Raw genomic sequence first — 24,166 nt, 5'->3', positions numbered from 1 at the left:
TCATGAAAGTAAATATAATCGCAATTCTTCTGCTGATTTGTTGTCAGGGAAAAGCACAATCGAAATATACTGGATCTTTTACCATTAGTGGTGATGTTTCTAAAGTATGCAAAACAGGAATGATGACTATGGCCTATGCTGATGCGAACGGCAAAGCTAACAGGGATACTGCAAAGATCGAAAACGGAAAATTTAAACTTTCAGGCGAGGTATCAGAGCCTGTGGTCGCAATACTTAAGATAAAATTTCCCCAACCTACCGTTGGACCAGCTTTATACGATCCGAAAAATGTGTACAGGATTCTGTTGGAACCAATTCACTATAAATTGAGCACAACAGGAGAAAGTCTAAATACCGCAGTTGTAAAAGGAAGTCAGATCCAGCAGGAATACACCAGTTATTTTATCTCGGTACAAAAGTTGCATTATGAAATGCGGCCTTATAATGCGCAATCGCAGGCATTTGAGAAGCAAATGGACGTAAAAAACTTCGTTGATGTACAAAAAAAGCTAGACTCTTTAGACGGGGTGGAGCGAACTATGGTTGACAATTATGTATCGGCTAACCCTCGCTCTCCTGTTGCGCTGTTTGCAGTTGAGGATTACAATAGGGCCATTATGTCGCCCAAGCCTTTTAAGGCCTATTTCGATAAGCTTGATCCTGAATTAAAGAAAACAAGTATAGGTCGGAAGCTGGCCAAAAACATTGAGGAAATGGAATATTTTTTACCAGGCAGTCAATCAGTTGATTTTACTCAACCAGATACATCAGGAAAGCGTGTTAGCTTGTCGGAGTTTAAAGGGAAATATGTGCTCTTGGATTTTTGGGCAAGCTGGTGTGGTCCTTGTAGGGCACAAAGTATTTTCATGAAAAAGGCCTACACTCAGTTTAAAGATAAGAACTTCACCATCATCAGTGTGTCTTGTGATGATAACAGAGAGAAATGGATCAAAGCCATAAGGGAAGATGGGGTTGGCATATGGACACAACTTGGAGATATGACCGGGAAAAAAAATATAGTCAATGATATTTATAAAGTGAGATCAATTCCACAAAACCTGCTAATTGACCCTACAGGAAAAATAATAGCCAAAAACTTAGGTGGATTGTTACTTGAAATGAAGTTAAAGGAGATTTTAAACTGATAACCTGAGTTCGATTAATAATGTGCTTTAATTCTGGTTATTTGGCGCCTTGCATGAACGGTCGTCACCTTGAACATGTTTCAGGGTCTTTATAACAAGGCGATTTAACAGGAAAGATACTGACCAAGTAGTAGCTACAAGACAATTGAAAATATTACTTCTACTTGTAAAATAAATGCGATAGCTATCGGATCAGCATGACGAAACGGCTAGCCAATTCGTCCTAATAAAGTACATTAATTTTAAAACATTAATCGAACTCAGGTTATTTCTATTATCACTGTATTTCGCCATGCCGATTTAGAATTAATGCAATAAAAGCGAATAAGGTTTTTGAACAGGGATTGTCAAATCTTAAACCTATTGATGGTACGCTTGACCTTTATGAAGATGCTATCAGATATAATTTCGAAATAATGGTTAAAGTTATTGCTGAGAAACAGGTACATAACGACAATGGATGTGGACGTGCTAAAAAATAAAATCAATATATCTGATTAGTAGCCTTTGCCTAAAATAAAAAACGAGACAAACAGCGTAAAAACTGATTTGTCTCGTGAGGTGCTCCCGACGAGATTCGAACTCATATCGATGGTACCGGAAACCATAATTCTATCCATTGAACTACGGGAGCAAGGCTGCAAATATAGGATTTGAAAACTTATTTTTTTGGCATTTTTAATAAAAAAATACAGTTAATTCAGCTATGATCGTCACAGTTCAGGCTAAGTTCTGCCGGATAATAGAAACCTATCTTCAATATACTTGCTAAAGGCAGCCTTATAATGAGCTGCCATCAATACTTCATACTTTCCGAGATTTATCTTATTACCTTCAATTTTCTTTACGAAAGCCGAATTGATGATGTACGATTTGTGTACCCTGAAAAAGCTGGTATTGTGTTTAAGTTTTTCCTCCATCTCCTTAATGGTCATGTAAACCGAGTGATTTTCAGTAGGGGTGTACAGATGAATATGATTATTTGAACCCTGGATATAGATGATTTCGTTTTTTGGTACAGTTAATATTGTACTTTTATCGCTGGATTTTCTAAAATAGAATACATCTTCACTATCTCCTTCAAAATTATGGCTTCCGTAACATTCTTTTAACACATCATTTATCACTTTTGCAAATTCTGAAAGATCAAATGGCTTAAGAAGATAATGCTTTGCCCTGACTTTAAAAGCCTCAATCGCATATTGCGGGTAGGAGGTGATAAAAATAATATGGTGCGATTCACCTTTCAGATTTTCTGCAAAGTCAATTCCAGAAAGATGAGGCATGTCGATATCCGTGAAGATGATATGGCTTTGCTTCAGCATGGTAATATCATTTAGTGCCGGAACTGATTTTGTGTAGGTTAATGCTAATCTGAGTCTCGGAAATTCTGAGATAAATTCTTGAAGAATGTCAATAGCTGACTGATCATCATCGATAATAATGCATGGGATTGTGTTGTTCATGAGAGATAGATTAGATATGACAAGATACAAAATATTCCTGATTAGCATCTGGGGGTGTATGAAAGCTTTTTTAAGGTAACTGACATCGCCACGCTTTCGGGCATTGAAAAAGTAAAAAGATTTTCCAGTCATTTATGATCTGTAGATGTTAGCCATAATTTGTATGTAGTTTGGAAAACTGATAGAATAGATGCTAAATGAATTGGTTTTATGATCTTCTTTTCAGTTTTCTACTGTTTATAGATGATATAGTGCTAATCTATGTGCCCAAATCTTTTTACCCGATTTATTTTATGTTAAAAAATGATTAAATCATTCATCAAACATAAGCTGATGTTGACTTTGTGCACTTGTATTTTTAAATTAGGCTTTCTGCTATGCGGATTTTAGCGACTCAGGTTGGCTTTTTAAGAAATAAAAATGCACCTTTGCGAACCGTCAATTAAGGTTTAAGCATGTAACAAATTAAATAGCTGTGTATGGAAGAAATGGTTGTGGAAGAAATTCAGGAACTACTTGAAAAAGAAAATGATAGAGCGTTAAAGCAATATCTGGATCAACTGAATATTTCGGATGTTGAAGAACTGATAGATGAACTCCCACAACATGCAGCTAAATTTATTGAAACCTTATCCCTCAACAGGGCGGTAAATGTATTCAGGATTCTGGATTTTCCTACACAGGAGCGTATCATCAAAAAACTTTCGGGTAATAAACTCAATCAGATCATTAAAGATCTGCCACCTGATGATCGTACTGCACTTTTTAGCGAATTAAAAGGTGATGTGGTTAAAAAAATGATCACCCTCTTACCGCCAGAAGAACGTAAAGAATCGCTCGCACTTTTAGGCTATAAAGAAGACAGTATCGGCCGTTTAATGACACCCGATTACATCGCCGTAAAACCCGAATGGTCTATCACAAGGGTTTTGGCACACATCAGGCGTTACGGAAAAAATTCCGAAACCATCGATGTGGTGTATGTAATTGATAAGGAAGGTGTTTTGCTGGACGACATTAGGATTCGTGAAGTATTACTTGCTGATCCTGAAGCTATTATAGGTGAATTGACCGATAAACGTTTCATCGCCTTAAAAGCAAACGATCCCCAGGAAGATGCGATTAACATCTTTAGGATGAACAACCGCGTGGCTTTACCTGTGGTAGATGAGAACAACATTCTTTTAGGTATTGTTACCGTTGATGATATTTTATGGATTGCCAACGAAGAGTATACCGAAGATATGCACAAAATAGGGGGTACCGAAGCTTTAGATGAGCCTTATCTGGATATCCCGATTCTAAAACTGGTGAAAAAACGTGCTGGTTGGCTGATTGTGCTCTTTTTGGGCGAAATGTTAACTGCAACAGCCATGCAACACTTCGAAATTGAACTCGAAAAGGCAGTGGTGTTGTCTCTTTTTATTCCATTAATTATGAGTAGCGGTGGGAACAGCGGTTCCCAGGCTTCAACATTAATTATTCAGGCCATGGCCCTGGGCGAAGTAACCATTGCAGAATGGTGGCGTGTGATGCGCCGCGAACTGGTTTCAGGAGCTTTACTGGGAATCATTTTAGGTACAATTGGTTTCGTGCGCATTGTAACCTGGCAAGAATTACACCTTTATAACTACGGTCCACACTGGCTTCTTATTGCAACTACCATATTCTTTACCCTCGTCGGCATTGTTTTATGGGGTAGTTTAATCGGTTCAATGATGCCAATTATTTTGAAAAAACTCAAACTTGATCCCGCAACCTCATCAGCACCATTTGTAGCCACCATGGTAGATGTAACCGGAATTGTAATTTATTTTAGTGTAGCCGTATTGATCTTAAAAGGCGTCTTACTTTAAATTTAAATCATGCAAAAGAAAATTACCACACTTTTCACCGATATCGGGGGCGTTTTGTTAACCAATGGCTGGGATAGACATGCAAGAGGGGAGGCATCCGTAATTTTTAATCTCGATTCTGTTGATCTCGAAGAACGCCACCACCTTACTTTCGATACCTATGAAGTGGGTAAATTAACGCTTGATGAATACCTGGAGCGTATTGTTTTCTTCAAAGAACGCAATTTTACCTATGATGACTTTAAGGAATTCATGTTCAAAAAATCGCTTCCTTATCCGGAAATGATCCAATTGATCTGCGATTTAAAAAAGAAATACAATTTAAAGGTAGCCGTAATCAGCAACGAAGGTAGAGAACTCAACCAATACCGCATCAATACCTTTAAGCTGAATGAGTTTGTCGATTTTTTTGTCTCATCTAGTTTTGTGCACTTTCGTAAACCAGATGCCGATATCTTTAAAGTAGCGATCGATATTTCGCAAAGCGACGTGGAAACGAGTTTATACATCGACGACCGTATGCTTTTTGTTCAGGTTGCTGAAGGTTTGGGCTTAAAAGGTATTCATCATAGCAATTACGAAGATACTAAGGCACAGTTAGCTGCGTATGGGTTAGAGATTTAATTGATAATTATTTTCCGCGGATTTACACAGAATATATTTTATAATATTAATAGAAGAGGCGTCATTCCCGCGCAGGCGGGAATCTTAATGCAAGATACAGGCTTCAATCAAATATTTTAATTATTGTTTGCAAACTAAGAAAGTATATTTATCTTTACATCGTGAAAAATACAACAGCAAAATATTGTTTGAACTCGTGTTTTTGTTACTCAAAAAGTAACGGGTTGACTTTATTTATCTGATAAAATATAAAAAGAATTTAGAGCCGCTTGTTACAAATGTAATAAGCGGCTTTTTTATTTCTAACCGTTTGGTATGCACAATGGATGTGTGCTGGTCTGCAAAACCAGTGTAGTCAGTTCGATTCTGACACCAAACTCGCAAAAAAAAAGAGGTGCTTTGAATGATTTTCCTAGCGCCATATCAAAATATTCCTTTGTATTTGAAAAGCAAAGACAGAAGCTTTTTTGAAAGTTTGTTCCCGCTTTCTGTTCAAGGCCTGATGAAGGATCAGGCGCTTTCACTGTCAATCGGGTTTAGATGGCAAAATAACTGCTAAAAAGAAAAAGAACAGCGCTTCATTATCTGTGTGCATCTGTGGTTAATTCCTGTAATGCTGCTAATCGCCCCTAACAGCATAGCATCTTCCGTGTTTTCTAGTATCTGTGGTAAAGATCACTTATGATACTTGAAGAGTTGACAACTTTCTGTGCAACCGAGCTATTAAAGTTGTCAACTCTAATTAATAGATTCTGTGCCTCATGACAAAAATCTCTAAACAAAAAAGCCACTCTTTCAAGTGGCTCTAAATTATATTTTTCAAAATCCCCTTTAGGGGATTTAGGGGTTATACATTAAACCTGAAGTGCATAATGTCTCCATCTTCCACTACATAGGTTTTTCCTTCAACACCCAATTTACCAGCATCTTTACAGGCGTTTTCAGAACCTAGGGTTACAAAATCATTATATTTAATTACCTCAGCACGGATAAAGCCTTTTTCAAAATCAGTGTGGATTACACCTGCAGCTTGTGGCGCTGTAAAACCTTTGGTGATGGTCCATGCCCTTACTTCTTGTACACCAGCAGTAAAATAAGTATAAAGGTTTAATAATTTATAAGCTGCACGGATCAATTTATTAACGCCAGATTCAGTTAAACCTAAATCAGCCAAAAATTCCTGACGCTCTTCATAGCTGTCCAGTTCAGCAATTTCTGATTCAATTTTGGCAGAAATCACTAAAACCTCGGCATTTTCATCCGCAACATTGGCTTTAACCAGATCAACATATTTATTGCCGTTAATTACCGATGCTTCATCAACGTTACAAACATACATTACCGGTTTTTGCGTAAGTAAGCCTAAATCTTCAATAAAATCGAAATCATCTTGCGCCAATGGTGCTGTACGGATCGATTTACCGCTCTCCAAATGAGATTTAACCACGGTTAAAATTTCATAAGTACGTTTCGCATCTTTATCGCCACCGGTTTTAGCCATTTTTTCAACTTTTTGAATACGTTTGTCAACAGTATCCAGATCTTTAAGCTGCAATTCGGTATCAATAATTTCACGATCACGGATCGGATCAACAGAACCATCTACATGGATTACATTTCCATCATCAAAACAACGTAAAACGTGAATAATTGCATTGGTCGCACGGATATTTCCTAAAAACTGGTTTCCTAAGCCTTCACCTTTTGATGCGCCTTTTACCAAACCTGCAATATCTACAATCTCGATCGTATTCGGTTGCACTTTGTTTGGTTTAACCAACTCAGCCAGTTTGGTTAATCTATCATCAGGAACCGTAATTACACCAACATTAGGTTCAATAGTACAAAAGGGAAAGTTTGCAGCCTGCGCTTTTGCATTTGATAAACAGTTAAAAAGAGTAGATTTTCCCACATTTGGTAAACCCACTATACCACATTGTAATGCCATTATTTATTAGTCTTTAAGTCTTTAGTCAACAGTCTTTAGTCGGTAATCGCTTTATCCATCACACCATCCATCTTACATTTTCCGTATTACATCTCTGCTAAAACCGCGCAAAGATAAGCTTTTAAAACCTTTATTTAAACCCTTGGTCTTGTATCAAATCTATATTTTATCTAAGTTTAGCCCAAAATACATAGAGATTAAATGGAAGATTTTGAAAAAGAAGTGCCCCAGGAAGTAAAGTTGGTTGTTACCGAAGAAATGCGCAGCTATTTTTACGATATGAGTAAATGGGCAAGATTTCTATCGGTTGTTGGTTTTGTTGTCTCTGCATTTTTAACCTTAAGTTCATTTGGAATAGGGGCTGCAATATCAGCAAATCCTGCAATGCTTAATCAATTAGGGCCGCTGGCCGGTATTGGCGCAACAGGTATTACCATATTTTACCTGCTAATGGCCTTATTGTTTTTTTACCCAAGTTTATTATTGTTGCGTTTTTCGGCTAAGGGTAAGCAAGGAGTGCTGTTTGGCGATCAGGAAAATTTAAATGATGCCATTGCGAATGTAAAATCACTGTTTAAATTTTGGGGAATACTAACCATTATATTATTGGTAAGTTATTTTCTATTAATTATTGCAGTAGCCGTGAGCGCTATAGGTATAAAATAAAAAATAACCCATAAAAAAGCCTCCTGATTTTAACAATCGGGAGGCTTACTATTGAAATTATAATTACTTAAAAAGTAAAATCGTCGCTTGCTTTACTGCTATGTTCTCCATTTTCAGAATATTCATAACGTTTTTCAACCACATCCTGGTGAGTTTTGATGTAATCTACAGTTTCATTTAGTCCTTCTGCAAATTTTTCGAAATCTTCTTTGTATAAAAAGATTTTATGTTTTACAAACACACCGTCTTCTAATCTTTTCTTGCTCTCGGTAACTGTTAAATAGTAATCACCCGATCTTGTAGCCTTCACGTCGAAGAAATAAGTTCTCTTCCCTGCTCTTACTTTCTTTGAAAAAACTTCTTCTCTTTCCTTGTTGTCGAATTCTCCCATGGTTGGTATTGATGTTGGTTTTTGGTTTCGGTAAATATAAAGCAAATATTTAAAGTTCAAAATACAATTTTAATACAATTTAAATAGTGCGCGTTTCCTCCTCTAAAAGTTGGTTATTATAAAGCTCCGTATAACTCCCGTTTAACCTAAGTAATTCATTGTGTGTGCCTTGTTCAATGATTTTGCCATTATCCAGTACCAGAATTTTATCCGCATTTTTAATGGTCGAAATCCGGTGGGCAATTAAAATACTTGTTTTACCGGCCATGATTTTACCAAGGTTTTGTAGTATTTCTTCTTCTGTTCTTGTATCAACAGCAGAAAGGCAATCATCGAAGATTAAAATCTTAGGCGATTTAATCAATGCTCTTGCAATAGAAACCCGTTGTTTTTGCCCACCAGACAGGGTTATTCCGCGCTCACCCAGCATAGTCTCAAACTTTTCTTCGAAATCGATAATGTTGGTATAAACCGAAGCGTTTTTAGCGGCATCATGCACTTCTTCATCCGTAACCTCGTCTAAACCAAAGGCTATATTGTTTTTTATCGTATCAGAAAAGAGGAAAACCTCTTGCGGTACAAAGCCAATCTGGCTGCGGTAATCTTTAAGGCTTAGTGTCTTGATATTCTTTCCATCAATGTCTATAACGCCATTTTCTACATCATACATCCGCATAATCAGATTTGCCAATGTCGATTTTCCTGATCCTGTTTTGCCGATAATGGCTACAAATTCACCGCTATTGATTTCAAAACTCACATCTTTCAGAGCCTCAATGCCCGTATCAGGATAGATAAAACTCACGTTATCGAATTTGATATTACCCTTTAGCTCAATTTCTGCAGTCTCTTTCGATTGAATGTCGGATGGGATATCTAAAAACTCATTTATCCTTTTTTGTGATGCAGCTGCCCGCTGAATTAAAGAAGTAACCCAGCCTAGCATGGTTACGGGAAAGGTTAACTGGTTAATGTAAATAATAAATTCGGCAATATTTCCCGCCGTAATACTGCCATTCATCACCTGTATACCGCCGATATATATGGTTAAAATAGTACTTAATCCAATTAATAGCAGCATGGTAGGGTAAAACAAAGCCGATACTTTAACTAAACCCATCGAGTCCCTTTTATAGTCATTGCTCTGGATTTCAAACATGTTCCGGGTATAATCTTCACGGACATATGATTTAATAATCCTGATCCCTGAAAAACGTTCCTGTACAAAACTGGAAAGATCTGATAAACGCTCCTGTATCTTTCCGCTTTTTTTAAAGATCAGCGTGTTTACATAATAAATAATGATTACGAGGAAGGGAAGGGGCAACAGGCAATAGATGGCCAGCCTGGAATTCACATCAAACATCGACCAGATAACGAGCAGTGATAAAACAAAAGTGTTAATCGTGTACATAATCGCCGGACCAACGTACATCCTTACCCGGGTCACATCTTCGGTTGCCCGGTTCAATAAGTCGCCAGTATTATTCCGGCGGTAAAAACCTAAGCTCAGCTCCTGGTAATGTTGGTAAATATCGTTCTTCATGTCGAACTCTATATGCCGCGACATTAATATGATAGTTTGACGCATAAAGAACAGGAATAACCCTCGCAATAAATAAAGTGCAATAACCAGCAAACCAAAAAACAAAAGGTTGTTGCTAAATATATCGTAAATGATAGGTTGCCGATCGAAACCATCAAACAGGTTAAAAAGCTGAATGTTTTCGCTAATCAGGTCTACTGCATAGCCAATCACCTGGGCAGGCACTACGCCAAAAATATTAGAAATCACCACGAAAATACTTCCGGGTATAATCCACCATTTATACTTGAGAAAGTATTTGTTTAATCGGCTCAGATGTTTCATGTTGTACAAACTTAGCTAATTTTGTTATTTCATCATGTATATTTATCTAATCGGGGCTAAGCTTTAAAAATTAATGACACTTCTTCAAGCCTTACAGGTTTGGGAGACTATGACGTTGTATGGCAGATTAAGAGTTTTACTGTTTGGGCGTTACCCAGGCTGCGCAAGGGGCGGGCTTTGCAGGGCTCCGCTTCGCTCCGGTACCGATGAAGGATCGGTACTGAACCCTTACAATCCCTAACGCAGTATTTGTCGCAATAAGTCATCGAGAGCTTGGTAAGTAGCCAAAAGCAACTGAGTTTTATTAAATAAACCTGATAGAACGGAAAGCCTGGAATAAAAAATGAATGAGGACTTGGAGTGATAGCAGGGCTTTCATAACCTAAAAGAACCGAAATCTGCTTTTCTAAAAATATAGCTAACTATTCGTTGTTATGGTTTAACCATACAAGTTCTCTCCAAAGCCCTGGTTCGTCTCTCCACGAACCAAAATATTTCCATAAATGATGCTTTTTTTAAATTAATAACTTTGTTTATTTAATCCTGTCCAAATTAATTTTGTTATAGTTTGGTTAAATACATGTAATAATGGTTTTTTATTTTAATTTTGCAGCAGGTTAGCCGAACGTTAATATGCCAGCAAATTCTCCGTCAGATTCATCAATTTTAGATCAATTAAGTGTCTATGGGCATAAAAAATTGGTTTTCTGTAATGATCCAGATACAGGTTTAAAAGCAATTATTGCTATACACGATACCACATTGGGGCCTGCTTTGGGTGGAACGCGTATGTGGAGTTATAGTACCGAAGGCGAAGCATTAGAAGATGCATTGCGTTTATCCCGCGGAATGACCTATAAAGCTGCCATAACAGGGTTGAACCTGGGCGGTGGAAAAGGTGTTATTATCGGCGATTCCAGAAAAGACAAAACAGAAACTTTAATGCGGAGCTATGGTAGGTTTATCAAAAACCTAAATGGCGAATTTATTACCGCAGAGGAAATGGGTACCAATACACGCGATATGGAATATATCCGTATGGAAACCAACTATGTTACCGGCGTTCCTGAGTCAATCGGTGGTGCGGGCAATCCGGCACCTTTTACTGCGCAAGGCGTTTATTTAGGTATTAAAGCCAGTGTTAAAGAGGTTTTTGGTACAGATATGCTTGCCGGTAGAACCATTGTAGTACAAGGTATTGGAAATGTTGGTGAACACCTCGTTGCACTGTTGAGAAAAGAAAATGCCGAAGTATTGATCAGCGATATTAACCAGGAACAGTTAACTTATGTTGCGCGGAAATATAAAGCAAAACCAATCGAGGCCGATAAAATATTTACCACTGATGCTGATGTTTATGCCCCATGCGCAATGGGTGCTACCGTTAATAACAGGACCATCGAAAAAATGAAATTTGCAATTATTGCAGGTTCCGCAAATAACCAGTTAAAAGATGAGGTTTTAGACAGCGAATTACTCTTAAAGAAAGGGATTTTATTTGCGCCTGATTATCTGATCAATGCAGGTGGATTAATTTCCTGCTATTCGGAGTTAACCGGTTTTGGTAAAAAACGTACTGTACAGCTTACCGAGAATATTTACGATGCTACACGCAGTGTAATTAAATTGAGTAAAACCGAAAAAATATCAACAAACATTGCTGCCAACCGGATTGCCGAGAAACGGATTGCAGATATTAAAAAAATTAAATCGTCATATTAAATCATAATTATTAAAACAGGTTTTAAATAACCACACTCGTTCTTACATTCATGTTAAACAGAAGGCACTTAAGAATCAAAGCTTTGCAAAATATTTTTGCTTGGCACATGGCAGACAAAAAAGACATTAAAGGTGATTTGAAAACCTTAATGCAGAGCATCGATAGCGTGTACGAAATGTACATCTGGATGTTATCTTTAATGGTAGAAGTTACCGAATTTACGGCCAACGACGCCGCAGAGCGCGCAAATAAGTTTATTAAAACAGCAGAGGATATTAATCCCAACATGAAATTGCTACACAATAAGTTTAGCGTTTTATTGCAGCAAAATCCCGAATATGTTTCTGCAATTAAAAAATATAAGGTAGACTGGGGTTTCGATCCGGAAATCCGTAAAACTGTTTACAATTCTTTAAAAGCATCAAAAGAATATGCCGATTATCTGGCCGATCCGAACGAAAGCTTAGAATCATCAAAAGATATCATTAAATACATTTTCCGTAAAATTATCTTAAAAAACCAGGCTATTATTCAGGTTTTTGAGGAGAAATTCATCAATTGGCAAGTAGATCACGAAGTGATGAAAGGTATGGTTGCCAAAACCTTAAAAAACTTTACATTCGAAGATCCCTTCAAAAATAAACTGACTGAAATTAGCGCTGATTGGGTTGAAGACAGCAAATTCGTTCAGGATTTATTTGTTCATACTTTGCAGAACGATGCAAAATATCAGGAAATGATTGCTGATCGGACTAAAAACTGGGAATCGGAACGTATTGCATTAATGGATACCATTTTAATGAAAATGGCCATTTGCGAGCTGTTAAACTTTCCATCTATTCCGGTTAAAGTAACCATTAACGAGTATTTGGAGTTATCAAAAGATTACAGTACACCGAAAAGTAATTCATTTATTAACGGTATTTTGGACAAAATTTTAGGCGATCTTAAGAAAAATAATACCATTAAAAAGATCGGTCGCGGATTAATCGAAGATTAAAAATGAAAAGAACCTTTATTCTGGCTTTTGCTGCACTATCATTTGTAGCATGTCGTAATGCAAATAATCAAACCAGCGAAACTGCTTCAGCTGTTTCGGTTGGTAATGATACATCAAAAACAGCGAAAGTTGCTCCTGCAAACGCACCTGTTATCGTTTTCGAACGCGATATTTTCGATTTCGGTAAATTAACGCAGGGCGAAAAAGTTAAGCACGATTTCAAATTTAAAAATAAAGGTAAGAGTCCGCTCATCGTTTCCAATGCAACGGCAACTTGTGGCTGCACTATTCCGCAAGTACCAGGCGAACCTGTTTTGCCAGGTAAAGAAGGTGTAATCAGCGTAGTTTTCAACAGCGAAGGCAAAATGGGCATGCAAGATAAAGTGATAACGGTAACATCAAATGCCAATCCAACGGTAAGCACTGTTCATTTGGTTGGAGAGGTGCTGGAAAAAAAATAAATTGCTTCGATTGTTATGGCATCATCCATAATGATCAAAATTCATAAAAAACAAATAATAAGAAATGACATCAACAGTAATATTACAGGCAGCAGCAGGTGGTAGTAACATGCTAACTACAATTGTACCAATGGTTCTGATCATGGTAGTTTTCTACTTTTTCATGATCCGTCCGCAAGTTAAAAAAGCTAAAGACCACAAAAAATTGGTTGAAGAATTAAAAAAAGGAGATAAAATCGTAACAACTGCTGGTATTCACGGCCGTATTGCAGATATGAATGAAACCACTTTTTTAATTGAAGTTGAAGGTGGTGTGAAAATCCGTTTCGATAAATCGGCGGTTTCTTTAGATGCAACCAAAGCTGTAGTAGCGCCTAAAGCTTAATATTTTAAAAGAAAATTAAACAAAAAAGCCATCCTAGAGATGGCTTTTTTGTTTAGCGCTGCGCCAAATTAATATTGATATTATATTTTACCCTTACCGGAATACCGTGCTGTACTCCGGGAATCCATTTTGGACATTCATTTAAAACCCTTACAGCTTCTTCCTGAGTGCCATAACCCAGGTTATTTTTAAATTCATAATCGGTTAAGCTACCATCTTTTTCCACTACGAAAGAGATATATAATCTGCCATTTACGCGATTTCTTTGCGCTTCGGAAGGGAACTTGTAATTCCGACCCAAATATTTATAGAATTCAGCAATTCCTCCCTTAAATTCAGGTTGATGCCCTATGTTGTCATACTTCACCTGCTTTCCGTCAGCAAGTGTAGTTAAACCTGACTTAAAAATGCCTTTCTCGTAAATTTCCTCATAACTGGCTGTTTTGCTCGTGCCTTTCCAGATTCCGTCTTTATAGCCATTAAGGTAACTTCCTTCCTCTGTGAACCCGCCTTTATCCGTTTTTTTATATCGTCCATTGCCATCTTTAATAAACTGATTGCCTAAGGAATCTATTCCGGTTATCCATTTTCGCTGTTTATCAGGATTGTTATCCTCTTCATTATACTGAAAAACATTCTCAAGTTTTCCATCGTCGTAGTAATAAGAGCATTCTCCAACCAGCATACCATTTTTGAAATTAACCTTCGAAGTAAGTATTCCCTTCTTATTGTAGCCCTTAAAAAGTCCTTCGTAAATAATTTTAGGTTCTAATTTCGAAACCGTTGCCGAGGTTTTTTCGGTATTGTCCGGATAAAATTCCGATAACCTGTAAAGTGCCGGTGTATCTGTTTCCTCTATTACCCTCCGATAATCGTAATCGTCTTTGTTTAAGGTTACCATACCTTTTTTAAAGTAAGTAACCATTGTAGCCTTTTGTGCATAGGCATCAAAAAATAATGAAGTGATAATAAATGTTAAAATATACTTTTTCATGTTGTTTGATTATCTCCTGCGAATATAGTTATCTGTATAAGATCTTACCAAAGCCCCCTTATTAATTTATCATTAAATACATTAGTTTTTGAGCAGCAGGTTAGTTTTGCTACATTTGGCATTATTAGTGCAGCGTATGAGAATCTTTGCACATATATATATACCTTATATTTTGCTATGCCCTTCATTACGTTAACGAAGATTGAAAAAAGACGTGTATTTAGCTTATTCGCCTGCCTTTTGCTGGCTATAGCTGCATGGCTTTTTATGGCATTAAATAACAAGTATGTTTATGTAGCCAAAACGGTATTGGTTTTTAAAAATAGTCCCACCAAAAGAGCTTTTTATCCTTTACAGTCTGATACGATAGATTTGCAGGTAGAAGGCACGGGCTGGCAGCTGCTTTTTGCCCGTTTAAGAATCAGCCCACCGTCTGTTTCTGTTAGCCTGAGCCAGCTCAATACCAAAGATTTTATCGTTTTCTCTGATCAGCTTTTTAATATTAACAGGCAGTTAGAAAGTACACAAAAGGTAATTTCTGTTAAACCCGACACCCTTTATTTCGATTTTACCAAACGCGTAGTAAAAAAAGTTCCGGTAAAATTGATTGATAAGTTGGGTTTTGCAAAACAATATGGTATGTCGAGCGATGTTATCCTCAATCCTAAATATGTAAAGGTTGCCGGACCTTTAGAAGAGCTTTCTAAAATAACATTTTGGCCGACCGATACGCTCAAACAGGATAAAATACAGGGCAGTATTACCACAAGGATAGCTTTACAGCACAGCATCCATAAAAATGTAAGCATTTACCCATCATCCGTTGAAGTTAAGCTCCCTGTAGACGAATTTACGGAAAAAACCATCGAGGTGCCTTTAAAAATCACGAATAACCGGAGCTATAACAGCATTAAACTTTATCCAAAAAAGGTTAAGGTTACATTTTTAGTTGCTTTAAGTAATTACGATCAGGTTGATGAAAGCTTTATAACCGCAACCATTGATGTTGATGAATGGCAAAATTTGGGGCATCATCAGTTTACGGTCAAGATAACCGAATTTCCGGATTATTGTAAGCTGGTTAACATAAGCCCATCTAAAATAGATTTCATTGTAGAAAAATAATGTATAAAGTAGGCATAACAGGTGGTATAGGTAGTGGCAAAACAACGGCTTGTAAGGTTTTTGAAGTATTGGGTATTCCGGTGTTTTACGCTGATACTGTTGCTAAAGAAATCATGAGCAAAGATGTTGTATTGGTAGCAGGAATCAAGTCTGCTTTCGGACAAGAAAGTTATTTTGAAGATGGAAAACTGAACAATAAGCATATTGCAGGTATTGTTTTTAATAATGAAGAAGCGCTAACCAAGTTAAATGCATTGGTTCATCCGGCCGTTTTTAGGGCGTTTGATGCCTGGGAAGAAACTATACCCCAGAATGTTCCTTATACACTTAAAGAGGCCGCCCTGCTCTTCGAAAGTGGTTCTTATAAGATGTGTGATACCAATATTCTGGTTACTGCACCATATGAAATTAAGCTGAAAAGGGTAATGCAGCGCGACGGCGTTTCGGCAGAACAGGTTAAGGCCCGCATGAACAAACAGCTTAGTGACGAAGAGAAATCTAAACTAGCCAGTCATTTTATCGTAAATGATGAGCAACAGTCCATCATTGAGCAGGTATTAACCTTGCATCAGCAATTTCTAAAGGCCGCTGAAGCCATTAAGCGTGTCAATGTATAATATCTCCTTCAATCAGATCATCCTTAAATCCTTTTATTTTATATGATTTTAGCAGATTTTATCACTGTTACCCCAATTGGTTTATATTGTATTTACGGCGATTTTTACCTCGATCCGCAACAGCCAGTTAAAGAGGCAGTGGTTTCGCACGCACATGGCGACCATGCCATCGGTGGAAGCCAGAATGTATACTCCACTGCTGCTACCGCAACTTTCATGAAACACAGGTACCGTAAATTTGCAGCGGTTGATTTTTTTACCAAAAGTTATCATGAATCTTTCAAAATAAAAGAAGTTACCATTACTTTTTATTCTGCCGGACATATTTTGGGCTCAGCACAGGTATTAATGGAATATATGGGGGTTAAATATCTCTATACAGGTGACTATAAGATTGAACCCGATAGTACTTGTGAGCCATTTGAATTTGTAGAAGCGGATGTATTAATTACAGAAAGCACTTTTGCCAATCCGGAAACCAAACATCCCTCAGCCATAGCAGAAATTAAAAAGCTTAACAACACCAGTTCAAATATTATGCTGGGTGCTTATGCACTAGGCAAAAGCCAGCGGATCATCCAATTACTCAATGAATATTGCCCTACAAAAAACATTATGGTTCACCATAGTATTATGCCCTTTGTTAAAATCTATGAAGATTATGGAGTAAAAGTAGGGCATTACAAAATGTACGATAGAAAGGTGATGAAAAATAACCAGGAGCACCAGGTTTATATTGTGCCGCCAATGGTATTTCACAGTTACCATAAAGCCATTAATGTAGTACGGGCCTTTGCATCCGGATGGAAGAACCTGCAACAACAAAATGGGATTTCACTTTATATTTCTGATCATGCCGATTGGGACGCAATTCTAGAAACCATTGAGCAGGTTAAGCCAAAACAGGTATGGACTTTACATGGTGACGGTAAACAGCTTAAAGAATATTTTAAAGATAAACTTGAGGTTAAAATACTTAATTAATCAAGGGTCGTCATTCTGAACTTGTTTCAGAATCTTCAGATATCCAATAAACATTCAATCATTCATTATTGCATTATGAAAGAAGGCGAAGATTTTTATTTTAACGAAGATGGATTAATGGTTTTTACTGAAACTTACCATTTAAAACGTGGTTATTGCTGTAAAAATAAGTGCAAACACTGCCCTTGGGGCTATGGAAAGAAGAAAGAGAAAAAGTAATTCAGTTAACAGTTTCCAGTTGCCAATGAAACTGTAAATAGTTTGCAGTTAGCTCTTTATAGATCAAGACTTTATCTCAAAAGCGAACATAATAGTAAATATCGCTTAGTGCCATATCAAATCCCATCGAAACAAAGGTCAAAGTATCAGAAATATCTTTATGCTCACTTAGTGTCCACTTTTTTTCTTCATTAATGTAATATGCCTGCACAGAAATAGATTCCGAATCTATCATAATGTATTCTTTTAAAGATGGAATATCTTTATATAAGGTAAATTTTTTATTCCTGTCGTAATTTTTGGTTGAAGGAGAAAGGATTTCAATAATCGCAGTGGGTAAAATAGAGGTATCTTCATCAACATCGCTAGGTGTTAAACCATTGCAATAAATGGAAATATCCGGATAGGTAAATAAAGTATTCTCTGGAATATTCATTCGTTTATCACTTCCGTAAGGTCTGCATGGCTTGCCTTTAAGCTTGCTGGCTATTTCTCCAAAAACATTACTGAAAATTTCGTTGTGATTCTCTCCTGCACCAGACATGGCGAAGATCTCACCTTGATAATACTCATGCTTTATCATTGATGCTTTTTCCATCTCCAGGTATTCTTCGATAGTATAATGTCTTTTTTGATAAGCTACAGCAGGTTCATTTACAATTTCATCCATATCATTATTTATAAAATCGGTAAGAAAGGTTAAGGATTTAAATTCCCAATTAAAGATGCAAACACAATCAAATTGCATCATTAAACAACGCATGATTATAAATGTCGGTTAAGGCTATGCCGAATCCCATTGACACAAGATTTACCCGATCAGAAATCAATTCATGTTTATTGACGACCCAATTTTGCCTATCATCAAGATAATAGGCTTCTACTGAAACCGATTCTGAGTCAATCATAACATATTCTTTTAATGACGGGATATCTTTATAAAGCGTAAACTTTTTGCCTCTATCATAATTTTTGGTTGAAGGTGAAAGGATTTCAATAATTACAGTAGGTAACGTAAAACTGTTTTCATCAACATCGCTTTGTTTTAAACCATTGCAGTAAATGGAAATATCAGGATACGTGAACAAGGTATTCTCCGGGATGTTCATGCGCATATCACTTCCGTAAGGTCTGCATGGCTTGCCTTTAAGTTTGTTGCCTATTTCCACAAAAACATTACTGAAAATTTCATTGTGATTAAGTCCGGCACCAGATATGGCAAAGATCTCTCCTTGATAATACTCATGTTTTACTGGTGATGATTTTTCCATCTCCAGGTATTCCTCAATAGTAAAATGCCTTTTTTGATAAGCTACGGCAGGTTCATTTACAATTTCATCCATATTTAAATTTATGGATGTTTTTCCATAAATGTTAAATAAATAAGCGATTTAAACGTTTAATACGGATAATGGATTTGCTTGTAATGGTTAACTGCTAACCCTCTAAACCATCAACCATCAACTGAAAAACTGTCAACTGAAAACTGCCAACTGAAAATTGTTAATTGAACTAGTGCCCCGTAAAAAAACCGATCAATGCTACTCCAATTCCCAATAAAACGGCGATCATCTTACGGGTATTGATTTTATGATCAGCACTCGATTCGAATAATATGGTGGTAGAAATATGTAAGAAAATACCGATAACAATACCCATAATTTTATTGAAATAAGCATCAAGGCCGCCAATAGTGCCGTTGCTTAAACCAACGCTTACATAAAAGCCAAGCGGAGCCATAATGGCAAACACAATCAGGTAAAATATAATACTGCCTTTTTTAAAATGGTTCTGCATCAATATACTCGCCAACGCAAAAGCGGCAGGAATGTGGTGTAACGAAATGCCAAAAATCAATTCGTTATGCTGTTCTTTAGCCAGGGGCATTCCTTCTAAAAAAGCATGCAAACATAAACTGATCATAATACCAAATGGGAAAACATGCCCATCATGATGTTTGTGGATATGCCCATGTTCTACACCTTCTGAAAACTGTTCTAAGAATATTTGTAATAAAAATCCAATAAGGATAAAAATGCCAATCTGCCCTTTATCCGGTCCGCTATAAGCATCTGGAATTAAATGTAAAACGGTTATGGCAAATAAATAGGCTCCGCTGAAAGATAAAATCAGTTTAAGTAATTTAGATTTATCGCTTTTAACCAAAAAGATAGCGGTTCCGCCTAAAAAGGCACAGAAAAAGAGTACGCAGAGTTTCCAGATTTCCATAGGTTAAAAATCAGGTTGTAATTTTTTAAATATTCTTGAACAGATAATGCCTATTATTATGCCTAGTAAGGCACCTGTGGTTACATCAACGGGGTAATGAACGCCAACATATACCTGCGCAAAACTGATAATAAAAGCCCAGAAAAGGCCAATTGGTAAAATAGGTTTCCATCTGCTGTAAAAAATGCAGATTAAAAAAACGGCTATAGCAAAATGATTGGTAGCGTGCGCGGATGGAAAACTTAAACCGCTTCCACAAGGCACACGGTGGATGATATCGTTCGTTAAACTTAAATCATTGCAAGGCCTCACACGCGATACCCAGGGTTTTACAACCCTGGAGGCAATTAAATCGCCTATAGCAAAGGTGAACAGTACCATCCCAATGATATAATAACCTTGTTTTTTATATTGCTTAATGCAGAAAATAACAATAAAAAGATAAAGTGGCGACCAAAAGAAACGGTTGCGCATGAGCGGCATTAGCCAATCAAAAAAGCCGTTTGAAAGTCCACGGTGGATTTTCAAAAACAATTCTACATCAAACTGCTGTATGCTTTCTATCATGCTTTTTTACAGATTAAAATTAACCGGTCTGAACTGTTTTTGTCAAAATCAGCTAAGTCGTAATTGCCGAAGGTTTTTTCGATAACCATCCCTGCTTTGCCCAGCATGCGTTCAAAATCTTCAAAACTAAATGCCTGTACACGCTCTTCAAAGTGATATACTTTGTGCTTATCTTCGAAATTGATCTTTTTAATAATTTTCCCATCAATAACATTTTTAGTGATGTGAAAAGTAATGTCATCCAGTGATTTTGTTTCACAGGAATTTAAATTGCGGATGATCTTCTCGGTATTGAAATAATCCAGCACCAAAATACCCTCTGCGGTTAAACACTTGCGAAAAGTTTTAAGCGCATTAACATGATCTTTTTCTGTGTCAAAATAACCAAAACTAGTAAATAGGTTTAAAGCTACATCAAAATAATTGATGTAAAACAGCTTGCGCATATCGTGAACAAGAAAGTGTAATTTGCTGTTTTCGAATTGCTTTGCGTACTTTATGCTTTGTTCTGATAAATCTATGCCCGTAACATCGAAACCTTTTTTATTCAGGTAAATAGAATGCCGGCCTTTCCCACAGGCAATATCGAGCATTTTCGCTTCGGCTTTTGGATGGAGATAATCCGTAAGCTTATCAATAAAAAATTCGGCTTCAGCATCATTTCTTTGTTGGTAAAGAATATGATAATATGGCGAATTGAACCAATATTGAAACCACTTGCGCTGCATATAAAAGCCGTTTGTATCTTTAAAAAGATGCAAATATAAGGTTTTACAATCGCTAGTAAAGGTAGAATGTGCTTTTATGCAATAAAGTTGCAAGAATATTATGAATTGATTTTTTATTGCAAGCAAATCAACTTCTTACATGAAAGCTTGAAAAGATTATTTATAAAAATCAATCACACATTTAAATAAACGAGCATTTAGTTTTGGTGCTTAACACTGCTCTATAAAATTGATCGTATAGGTAGATATAAAAACTATGTAATTTAATGCCTGCAACTCGGTTTAAATAACAGCTATCTTGTTTTTTTTCTTATTTTTGGCCTCTAATAATTATAAGAAGTGACTCTAATAAAATCGATTTCAGGAATACGGGGAACCATCGGCGGAAGTGCTGGAAACGGCTTAACACCGTTTGATATTGTGAAATTTACAGCGGCCTTCGGTAGCTGGGTGGTAAATAAAACAGGCAACAAAAGAATAGTTTTAGGCCGCGATGCCCGGATTTCGGGCGAGATGGTCAACAATCTGGTTGTTGGAACCCTGCAAGGCCTTGGTATTGAAGTGATTGATTTAGGCTTATCAACCACGCCAACCGTTGAAATTGCCGTTCCTGATGAAAATGCCGGAGGTGGAATTATTTTAACTGCTAGCCATAACCCTAAGCAATGGAATGCTTTAAAGTTATTAAATGCCAGCGGAGAATTTATTAGTGATGCTGACGGCAAAGAAGTTTTAGATTTAGCAGAAAGTGCTGATTTTGATTTTGCAGAGGTAGATAAACTAGGTAAAGTAATCAAAAATGATACTTACCTGCAAAAACACATCGATAAAGTTTTGGCCTTACCATTGGTTGATGTGGAGGCGATTAAAAAGGCTGATTTTAAAGTTGTAATTGATTGTGTAAATTCTACAGGTGGTATTTTTGTGCCAGCTTTATTAAAGGCCTTAGGTGTAAGTAAAATTGTAGAATTATATTGCACGCCAAACGGGCACTTCCCGCACAATCCAGAACCGCTACCAGAAAATTTAACCGAAATAGCTAAAGAAGTTCAGAAACAAAATGCTGATTTAGGGATCGTTGTAGATCCTGATGTTGACCGTTTATGTTTTGTAAATGAAGATGGCAGCATGTTCGGTGAAGAATATACCTTAGTTGCTGTTGCCGATTATGTATTAAAAAATACACCTGGAAACACGGTTTCAAATCTTTCATCAACCCGTGCATTACGCGATGTAACCGAAAAATCAGGTTCAGCATACAATGCTTCAGCTGTGGGCGAGGTAAATGTGGTAAACAAAATGAAAGCGACCAATGCCATTATTGGCGGCGAAGGAAACGGTGGTATCATTTATCCTGAATCGCACTACGGTAGAGATGCCTTAGTTGGAATTGCCTTATTTTTAACGCATTTAGCTAAATTTGGTAAATCTATTTCGGTACTTAGGGCAAGCTATCCCCAATACCACATTTCTAAAAATAAGATTACCCTTACTCCGGAAATGGATATCGATCATTTATTGAAACAGGTAGAAGAGAAATATAAAAACCAACCCTACAGCACCATTGATGGTTTGAAGATAGAATTTGATAAAACTTGGGTACATTTGCGCCGCTCTAACACGGAGCCAATCATCAGGATTTACAGTGAAGCAGAAAATGAAACCATTGCCGAAAATTTGGCGAACAAAATGATTTCCGATATTAAAGAAATATTACACCTTTAATCTCTAAAACGGATTTTGGGATCAAGCATACCTGTTCAGGATTTAATTATTTATTAATCCTGAACATTTAAACAGAGCTGCCGTACAAGGCTTCTTTGCAACACTAACTTTTAAATATTCATAGAAATGAAAAGGGTCTATTTAGATAACGCGGCCACAACGCCTTTAGATGCAGCAGTAATCGCAGAAATGACAAACGTGATGGAAAACTATTTCGGTAATCCATCTGCTATTCATGCACTTGGCCGTGAGGTGAGAACGCTGGTAGAAAAGGCCCGTAAAACCGTTTCTGGTCTGCTAAATGCATCTCCATCTGAGATATTTTTTACTTCCGGAGGCACTGAAGCCGATAATACCGCTATCCGCTGCGGCATTTCAGCTTATGGCATCAAACATGCCATCACCTCAAAAATAGAGCACCATGCTGTTGAGCATACTTTAAATACCATGCTTAAAAATGGTGAAATTGATAAATTAAGTTTCGTAAATATTGATGAAAAAGGCAATATCGATTACAACCATTTAGAAGAATTGCTTCAAAATAACGAACGTACTTTCGTTTCTTTGATGCATGCCAACAATGAGTTGGGCACACTGACCGATATGGTGAAAGTTGGCGATATCTGCGAGAAATATAATGCCATTTACCATGCTGATACCGTTCAGACCATGGGTCATTATCCACATAACGTACGTGAGCTTAAAGCACATTTTATTGTGTGTGCTGCGCATAAGCTTCACGGACCTAAAGGCGTTGGCTTTTTATACGTAAACAGCAATATCAAAATCCCGCCGATGATTTACGGCGGTTCACAGGAGCGCAACATGCGTGGCGGTACCGAAAATGTATATGGTATTGTGGGTTTAGCTAAGGCCTTAGAAATTGCTTATGCAGAAATGGATCAGCATCAGTCGTACATTCAAGGCCTAAAAGATTATCTAAAAACACAATTAATTGCCGAAATTCCAGGTATTGGCTTCAATGGCGAAACCGATGCCGATAAAAGTTTATATACGGTACTAAATGTTTCTTTCCCTGAAATGGACATGGCCGATATGTTATTGTTCAATTTGGATATCAATGGTATCTGCGCTTCGGGCGGTAGCGCATGTTCTTCAGGTTCAAACATTGGCTCGCATGTGCTAAATGGTATCAATGCCGATCCAAACCGTCCATCGGTGCGTTTTTCATTTAGTAAATACACTACTAAAGAGGATTTGGATTATGTAATCGAAAAAGTTAAAATGGTAGTAAAGCAGAATGCTTTAGCATAAAATATCATTAACCAAATAGGAGCGTCCCGGTGAAAATCGGGACTTTTTTGTGGGCAAAAAAACTGCTGATTTTTTAGGAAAGCAAACGCGGCTTTTCATTTTAATGTTCGTCCTGCTTTTCGCTCATACGCCTGCAGGCCTTAGGCACATGGCCGGTATCCGCTTTAT

At 37.1% G+C, this 24,166-nt stretch carries 25 protein-coding genes and 1 tRNA gene; 15 read left to right on the top strand and 11 right to left on the bottom strand.

Features of this window, described 5'->3' with window-relative positions:
• Positions 1-2: 2 nt before the first annotated feature.
• Positions 3-1,145 (top strand): TlpA disulfide reductase family protein, encoded by a 1,143-nt coding sequence (locus OQX63_RS21370; RefSeq protein ID WP_265852833.1) that lies wholly within the window; start codon positions 3-5, stop codon positions 1,143-1,145.
• Between the two features lie 562 nt (positions 1,146-1,707).
• Here OQX63_RS21370 and OQX63_RS21365 read toward each other — a convergent pair.
• Both OQX63_RS21365 and OQX63_RS21360 read right to left on the bottom strand, forming a co-directional pair.
• Positions 1,708-1,779, bottom strand: a tRNA-Arg gene (locus tag OQX63_RS21365).
• 91 nt (positions 1,780-1,870) lie between these two features.
• The gene (locus tag OQX63_RS21360; protein ID WP_265852832.1) at positions 1,871-2,611 is read right to left on the bottom strand and encodes a LytR/AlgR family response regulator transcription factor; all 741 of its coding nucleotides are present in this window, start codon (positions 2,609-2,611) and stop codon (positions 1,871-1,873) included.
• Between the two features lie 479 nt (positions 2,612-3,090).
• On the opposite strand from OQX63_RS21360, the gene mgtE reads away from it, so the two are divergent.
• Both mgtE and OQX63_RS21350 read left to right on the top strand, forming a co-directional pair.
• Positions 3,091-4,467, top strand: a complete 1,377-nt coding sequence (mgtE, locus tag OQX63_RS21355; RefSeq protein ID WP_265852831.1) for a magnesium transporter — start codon at positions 3,091-3,093, stop codon at positions 4,465-4,467.
• Between the two features lie 9 nt (positions 4,468-4,476).
• Complete coding sequence (locus OQX63_RS21350) at positions 4,477-5,091, top strand: HAD hydrolase-like protein (protein ID WP_265852830.1); 615 nt, start codon at positions 4,477-4,479, stop codon at positions 5,089-5,091.
• An 847-nt stretch (positions 5,092-5,938) separates the two neighbouring features.
• Here OQX63_RS21350 and ychF read toward each other — a convergent pair.
• Positions 5,939-7,039, bottom strand: a complete 1,101-nt coding sequence (gene ychF / locus OQX63_RS21345) for a redox-regulated ATPase YchF (protein ID WP_265852829.1) — start codon at positions 7,037-7,039, stop codon at positions 5,939-5,941.
• 201 nt (positions 7,040-7,240) lie between these two features.
• Between ychF and OQX63_RS21340 the strand changes: the two genes are divergently transcribed.
• Positions 7,241-7,705, top strand: coding sequence for a hypothetical protein (locus tag OQX63_RS21340; RefSeq protein WP_265852828.1), 465 nt, complete (start codon positions 7,241-7,243; stop codon positions 7,703-7,705).
• A 67-nt stretch (positions 7,706-7,772) separates the two neighbouring features.
• Here the strand turns inward: OQX63_RS21340 and OQX63_RS21335 are convergent, their stop codons facing one another.
• Together OQX63_RS21335 and OQX63_RS21330 are read right to left on the bottom strand one after the other, a co-directional pair.
• A complete protein-coding gene (locus tag OQX63_RS21335) occupies positions 7,773-8,096 on the bottom strand; it encodes a DUF3276 family protein (protein WP_265852827.1) in 324 nt (107 codons plus the stop codon).
• Positions 8,097-8,175: 79 nt separating this feature from the next.
• Positions 8,176-9,966, bottom strand: coding sequence for an ABC transporter ATP-binding protein (locus tag OQX63_RS21330; RefSeq protein WP_265852826.1), 1,791 nt, complete (start codon positions 9,964-9,966; stop codon positions 8,176-8,178).
• A gap of 73 nt (positions 9,967-10,039) precedes the next feature.
• Here OQX63_RS21330 and OQX63_RS21325 point away from each other — a divergent pair, with 73 nt between their 5' ends.
• From OQX63_RS21325 to yajC, 5 genes are all read left to right on the top strand, one after another.
• The gene (locus OQX63_RS21325) at positions 10,040-10,207 is read left to right on the top strand and encodes a hypothetical protein (RefSeq protein ID WP_265852825.1); all 168 of its coding nucleotides are present in this window, start codon (positions 10,040-10,042) and stop codon (positions 10,205-10,207) included.
• A 392-nt stretch (positions 10,208-10,599) separates the two neighbouring features.
• Positions 10,600-11,688 carry a Glu/Leu/Phe/Val family dehydrogenase gene (locus OQX63_RS21320; RefSeq protein WP_265852824.1) on the top strand — a complete coding sequence of 363 codons (1,089 nt, stop codon included), beginning with the start codon at positions 10,600-10,602 and terminating at the stop codon, positions 11,686-11,688.
• Between the two features lie 50 nt (positions 11,689-11,738).
• Entirely contained in the window at positions 11,739-12,689 is a 951-nt protein-coding gene (gene nusB / locus OQX63_RS21315; RefSeq protein ID WP_090499931.1) for a transcription antitermination factor NusB, read from the top strand.
• Between the two features lie 2 nt (positions 12,690-12,691).
• Positions 12,692-13,150: a DUF1573 domain-containing protein gene (locus OQX63_RS21310; RefSeq protein WP_265852823.1), complete on the top strand. Its 459-nt coding sequence runs from the start codon at positions 12,692-12,694 to the stop codon at positions 13,148-13,150.
• Between the two features lie 64 nt (positions 13,151-13,214).
• On the top strand, positions 13,215-13,535 hold the full coding sequence (gene yajC / locus OQX63_RS21305) for a preprotein translocase subunit YajC (protein ID WP_184466845.1): 321 nt from the start codon (positions 13,215-13,217) through the stop codon (positions 13,533-13,535).
• Between the two features lie 52 nt (positions 13,536-13,587).
• On the opposite strand, the gene OQX63_RS21300 is transcribed toward yajC, so the two are convergent.
• Positions 13,588-14,529 (bottom strand): energy transducer TonB, encoded by a 942-nt coding sequence (locus OQX63_RS21300; protein WP_265852822.1) that lies wholly within the window; start codon positions 14,527-14,529, stop codon positions 13,588-13,590.
• Between the two features lie 177 nt (positions 14,530-14,706).
• Here OQX63_RS21300 and OQX63_RS21295 point away from each other — a divergent pair, with 177 nt between their 5' ends.
• From OQX63_RS21295 to OQX63_RS21280, 4 genes are all read left to right on the top strand, one after another.
• On the top strand, positions 14,707-15,654 hold the full coding sequence (locus OQX63_RS21295; RefSeq protein ID WP_265852821.1) for a YbbR-like domain-containing protein: 948 nt from the start codon (positions 14,707-14,709) through the stop codon (positions 15,652-15,654).
• On the top strand, positions 15,654-16,271 hold the full coding sequence (coaE, locus tag OQX63_RS21290; protein WP_265852820.1) for a dephospho-CoA kinase: 618 nt from the start codon (positions 15,654-15,656) through the stop codon (positions 16,269-16,271). The genes OQX63_RS21295 and coaE overlap by 1 nt, the downstream gene beginning before the upstream one ends.
• A gap of 42 nt (positions 16,272-16,313) precedes the next feature.
• Positions 16,314-17,255: an exonuclease gene (locus OQX63_RS21285; protein WP_265852819.1), complete on the top strand. Its 942-nt coding sequence runs from the start codon at positions 16,314-16,316 to the stop codon at positions 17,253-17,255.
• A 75-nt stretch (positions 17,256-17,330) separates the two neighbouring features.
• Positions 17,331-17,474: a DUF5522 domain-containing protein gene (locus tag OQX63_RS21280; RefSeq protein ID WP_158554515.1), complete on the top strand. Its 144-nt coding sequence runs from the start codon at positions 17,331-17,333 to the stop codon at positions 17,472-17,474.
• 76 nt (positions 17,475-17,550) lie between these two features.
• Here the strand turns inward: OQX63_RS21280 and OQX63_RS21275 are convergent, their stop codons facing one another.
• From OQX63_RS21275 to OQX63_RS21255, 5 genes are all read right to left on the bottom strand, one after another.
• Positions 17,551-18,144, bottom strand: a complete 594-nt coding sequence (locus OQX63_RS21275; protein ID WP_265852818.1) for a Uma2 family endonuclease — start codon at positions 18,142-18,144, stop codon at positions 17,551-17,553.
• 67 nt (positions 18,145-18,211) lie between these two features.
• Complete coding sequence (locus OQX63_RS21270; RefSeq protein WP_265852817.1) at positions 18,212-18,817, bottom strand: Uma2 family endonuclease; 606 nt, start codon at positions 18,815-18,817, stop codon at positions 18,212-18,214.
• 169 nt (positions 18,818-18,986) lie between these two features.
• Positions 18,987-19,703 (bottom strand): ZIP family metal transporter, encoded by a 717-nt coding sequence (locus tag OQX63_RS21265; protein ID WP_265852816.1) that lies wholly within the window; start codon positions 19,701-19,703, stop codon positions 18,987-18,989.
• A gap of 3 nt (positions 19,704-19,706) precedes the next feature.
• On the bottom strand, positions 19,707-20,270 hold the full coding sequence (locus OQX63_RS21260; protein ID WP_265852815.1) for a phosphatase PAP2 family protein: 564 nt from the start codon (positions 20,268-20,270) through the stop codon (positions 19,707-19,709).
• Positions 20,267-20,998 (bottom strand): class I SAM-dependent methyltransferase, encoded by a 732-nt coding sequence (locus OQX63_RS21255; RefSeq protein ID WP_265852814.1) that lies wholly within the window; start codon positions 20,996-20,998, stop codon positions 20,267-20,269. Before OQX63_RS21255 ends, OQX63_RS21260 begins: the two co-directional genes overlap by 4 nt.
• Positions 20,999-21,337: 339 nt before the next feature.
• On the opposite strand from OQX63_RS21255, the gene glmM reads away from it, so the two are divergent.
• Together glmM and OQX63_RS21245 are read left to right on the top strand one after the other, a co-directional pair.
• The gene (gene glmM / locus OQX63_RS21250; RefSeq protein ID WP_265852813.1) at positions 21,338-22,723 is read left to right on the top strand and encodes a phosphoglucosamine mutase; all 1,386 of its coding nucleotides are present in this window, start codon (positions 21,338-21,340) and stop codon (positions 22,721-22,723) included.
• A 126-nt stretch (positions 22,724-22,849) separates the two neighbouring features.
• Positions 22,850-23,998: a cysteine desulfurase family protein gene (locus OQX63_RS21245; RefSeq protein ID WP_265852812.1), complete on the top strand. Its 1,149-nt coding sequence runs from the start codon at positions 22,850-22,852 to the stop codon at positions 23,996-23,998.
• Positions 23,999-24,166: the final 168 nt, after the last annotated feature.

The sequence above is a fragment of the Pedobacter sp. PF22-3 genome (genome assembly GCF_026239555.1).
GTDB lineage: Bacteria > Bacteroidota > Bacteroidia > Sphingobacteriales > Sphingobacteriaceae > Pedobacter.
The sequence above is the reverse complement of the archived record's forward strand: the minus strand, read 5'-3'. Positions and strand labels throughout refer to the sequence as shown.

What these genes read in the sequence shown, in the direction of transcription:
- OQX63_RS21370 (WP_265852833.1), top strand. Translation starts at nt 3, where the DNA reads ATGAAAGTAAATATAATCGCAATTCTTCTGCTGATTTGTTGTCAGGGA.
- OQX63_RS21360 (WP_265852832.1), bottom strand. Translation starts at nt 2,611, where the DNA reads ATGAACAACACAATCCCATGCATTATTATCGATGATGATCAGTCAGCT.
- mgtE (WP_265852831.1), top strand. Translation starts at nt 3,091, where the DNA reads ATGGAAGAAATGGTTGTGGAAGAAATTCAGGAACTACTTGAAAAAGAA.
- OQX63_RS21350 (WP_265852830.1), top strand. Translation starts at nt 4,477, where the DNA reads ATGCAAAAGAAAATTACCACACTTTTCACCGATATCGGGGGCGTTTTG.
- ychF (WP_265852829.1), bottom strand. Translation starts at nt 7,039, where the DNA reads ATGGCATTACAATGTGGTATAGTGGGTTTACCAAATGTGGGAAAATCT.
- OQX63_RS21340 (WP_265852828.1), top strand. Translation starts at nt 7,241, where the DNA reads ATGGAAGATTTTGAAAAAGAAGTGCCCCAGGAAGTAAAGTTGGTTGTT.
- OQX63_RS21335 (WP_265852827.1), bottom strand. Translation starts at nt 8,096, where the DNA reads ATGGGAGAATTCGACAACAAGGAAAGAGAAGAAGTTTTTTCAAAGAAA.
- OQX63_RS21330 (WP_265852826.1), bottom strand. Translation starts at nt 9,966, where the DNA reads ATGAAACATCTGAGCCGATTAAACAAATACTTTCTCAAGTATAAATGG.
- OQX63_RS21325 (WP_265852825.1), top strand. Translation starts at nt 10,040, where the DNA reads ATGACACTTCTTCAAGCCTTACAGGTTTGGGAGACTATGACGTTGTAT.
- OQX63_RS21320 (WP_265852824.1), top strand. Translation starts at nt 10,600, where the DNA reads ATGCCAGCAAATTCTCCGTCAGATTCATCAATTTTAGATCAATTAAGT.
- nusB (WP_090499931.1), top strand. Translation starts at nt 11,739, where the DNA reads ATGTTAAACAGAAGGCACTTAAGAATCAAAGCTTTGCAAAATATTTTT.
- OQX63_RS21310 (WP_265852823.1), top strand. Translation starts at nt 12,692, where the DNA reads ATGAAAAGAACCTTTATTCTGGCTTTTGCTGCACTATCATTTGTAGCA.
- yajC (WP_184466845.1), top strand. Translation starts at nt 13,215, where the DNA reads ATGACATCAACAGTAATATTACAGGCAGCAGCAGGTGGTAGTAACATG.
- OQX63_RS21300 (WP_265852822.1), bottom strand. Translation starts at nt 14,529, where the DNA reads ATGAAAAAGTATATTTTAACATTTATTATCACTTCATTATTTTTTGAT.
- OQX63_RS21295 (WP_265852821.1), top strand. Translation starts at nt 14,707, where the DNA reads ATGCCCTTCATTACGTTAACGAAGATTGAAAAAAGACGTGTATTTAGC.
- coaE (WP_265852820.1), top strand. Translation starts at nt 15,654, where the DNA reads ATGTATAAAGTAGGCATAACAGGTGGTATAGGTAGTGGCAAAACAACG.
- OQX63_RS21285 (WP_265852819.1), top strand. Translation starts at nt 16,314, where the DNA reads ATGATTTTAGCAGATTTTATCACTGTTACCCCAATTGGTTTATATTGT.
- OQX63_RS21280 (WP_158554515.1), top strand. Translation starts at nt 17,331, where the DNA reads ATGAAAGAAGGCGAAGATTTTTATTTTAACGAAGATGGATTAATGGTT.
- OQX63_RS21275 (WP_265852818.1), bottom strand. Translation starts at nt 18,144, where the DNA reads ATGGATGAAATTGTAAATGAACCTGCTGTAGCTTATCAAAAAAGACAT.
- OQX63_RS21270 (WP_265852817.1), bottom strand. Translation starts at nt 18,817, where the DNA reads ATGGATGAAATTGTAAATGAACCTGCCGTAGCTTATCAAAAAAGGCAT.
- OQX63_RS21265 (WP_265852816.1), bottom strand. Translation starts at nt 19,703, where the DNA reads ATGGAAATCTGGAAACTCTGCGTACTCTTTTTCTGTGCCTTTTTAGGC.
- OQX63_RS21260 (WP_265852815.1), bottom strand. Translation starts at nt 20,270, where the DNA reads ATGATAGAAAGCATACAGCAGTTTGATGTAGAATTGTTTTTGAAAATC.
- OQX63_RS21255 (WP_265852814.1), bottom strand. Translation starts at nt 20,998, where the DNA reads ATGCAGCGCAAGTGGTTTCAATATTGGTTCAATTCGCCATATTATCAT.
- OQX63_RS21245 (WP_265852812.1), top strand. Translation starts at nt 22,850, where the DNA reads ATGAAAAGGGTCTATTTAGATAACGCGGCCACAACGCCTTTAGATGCA.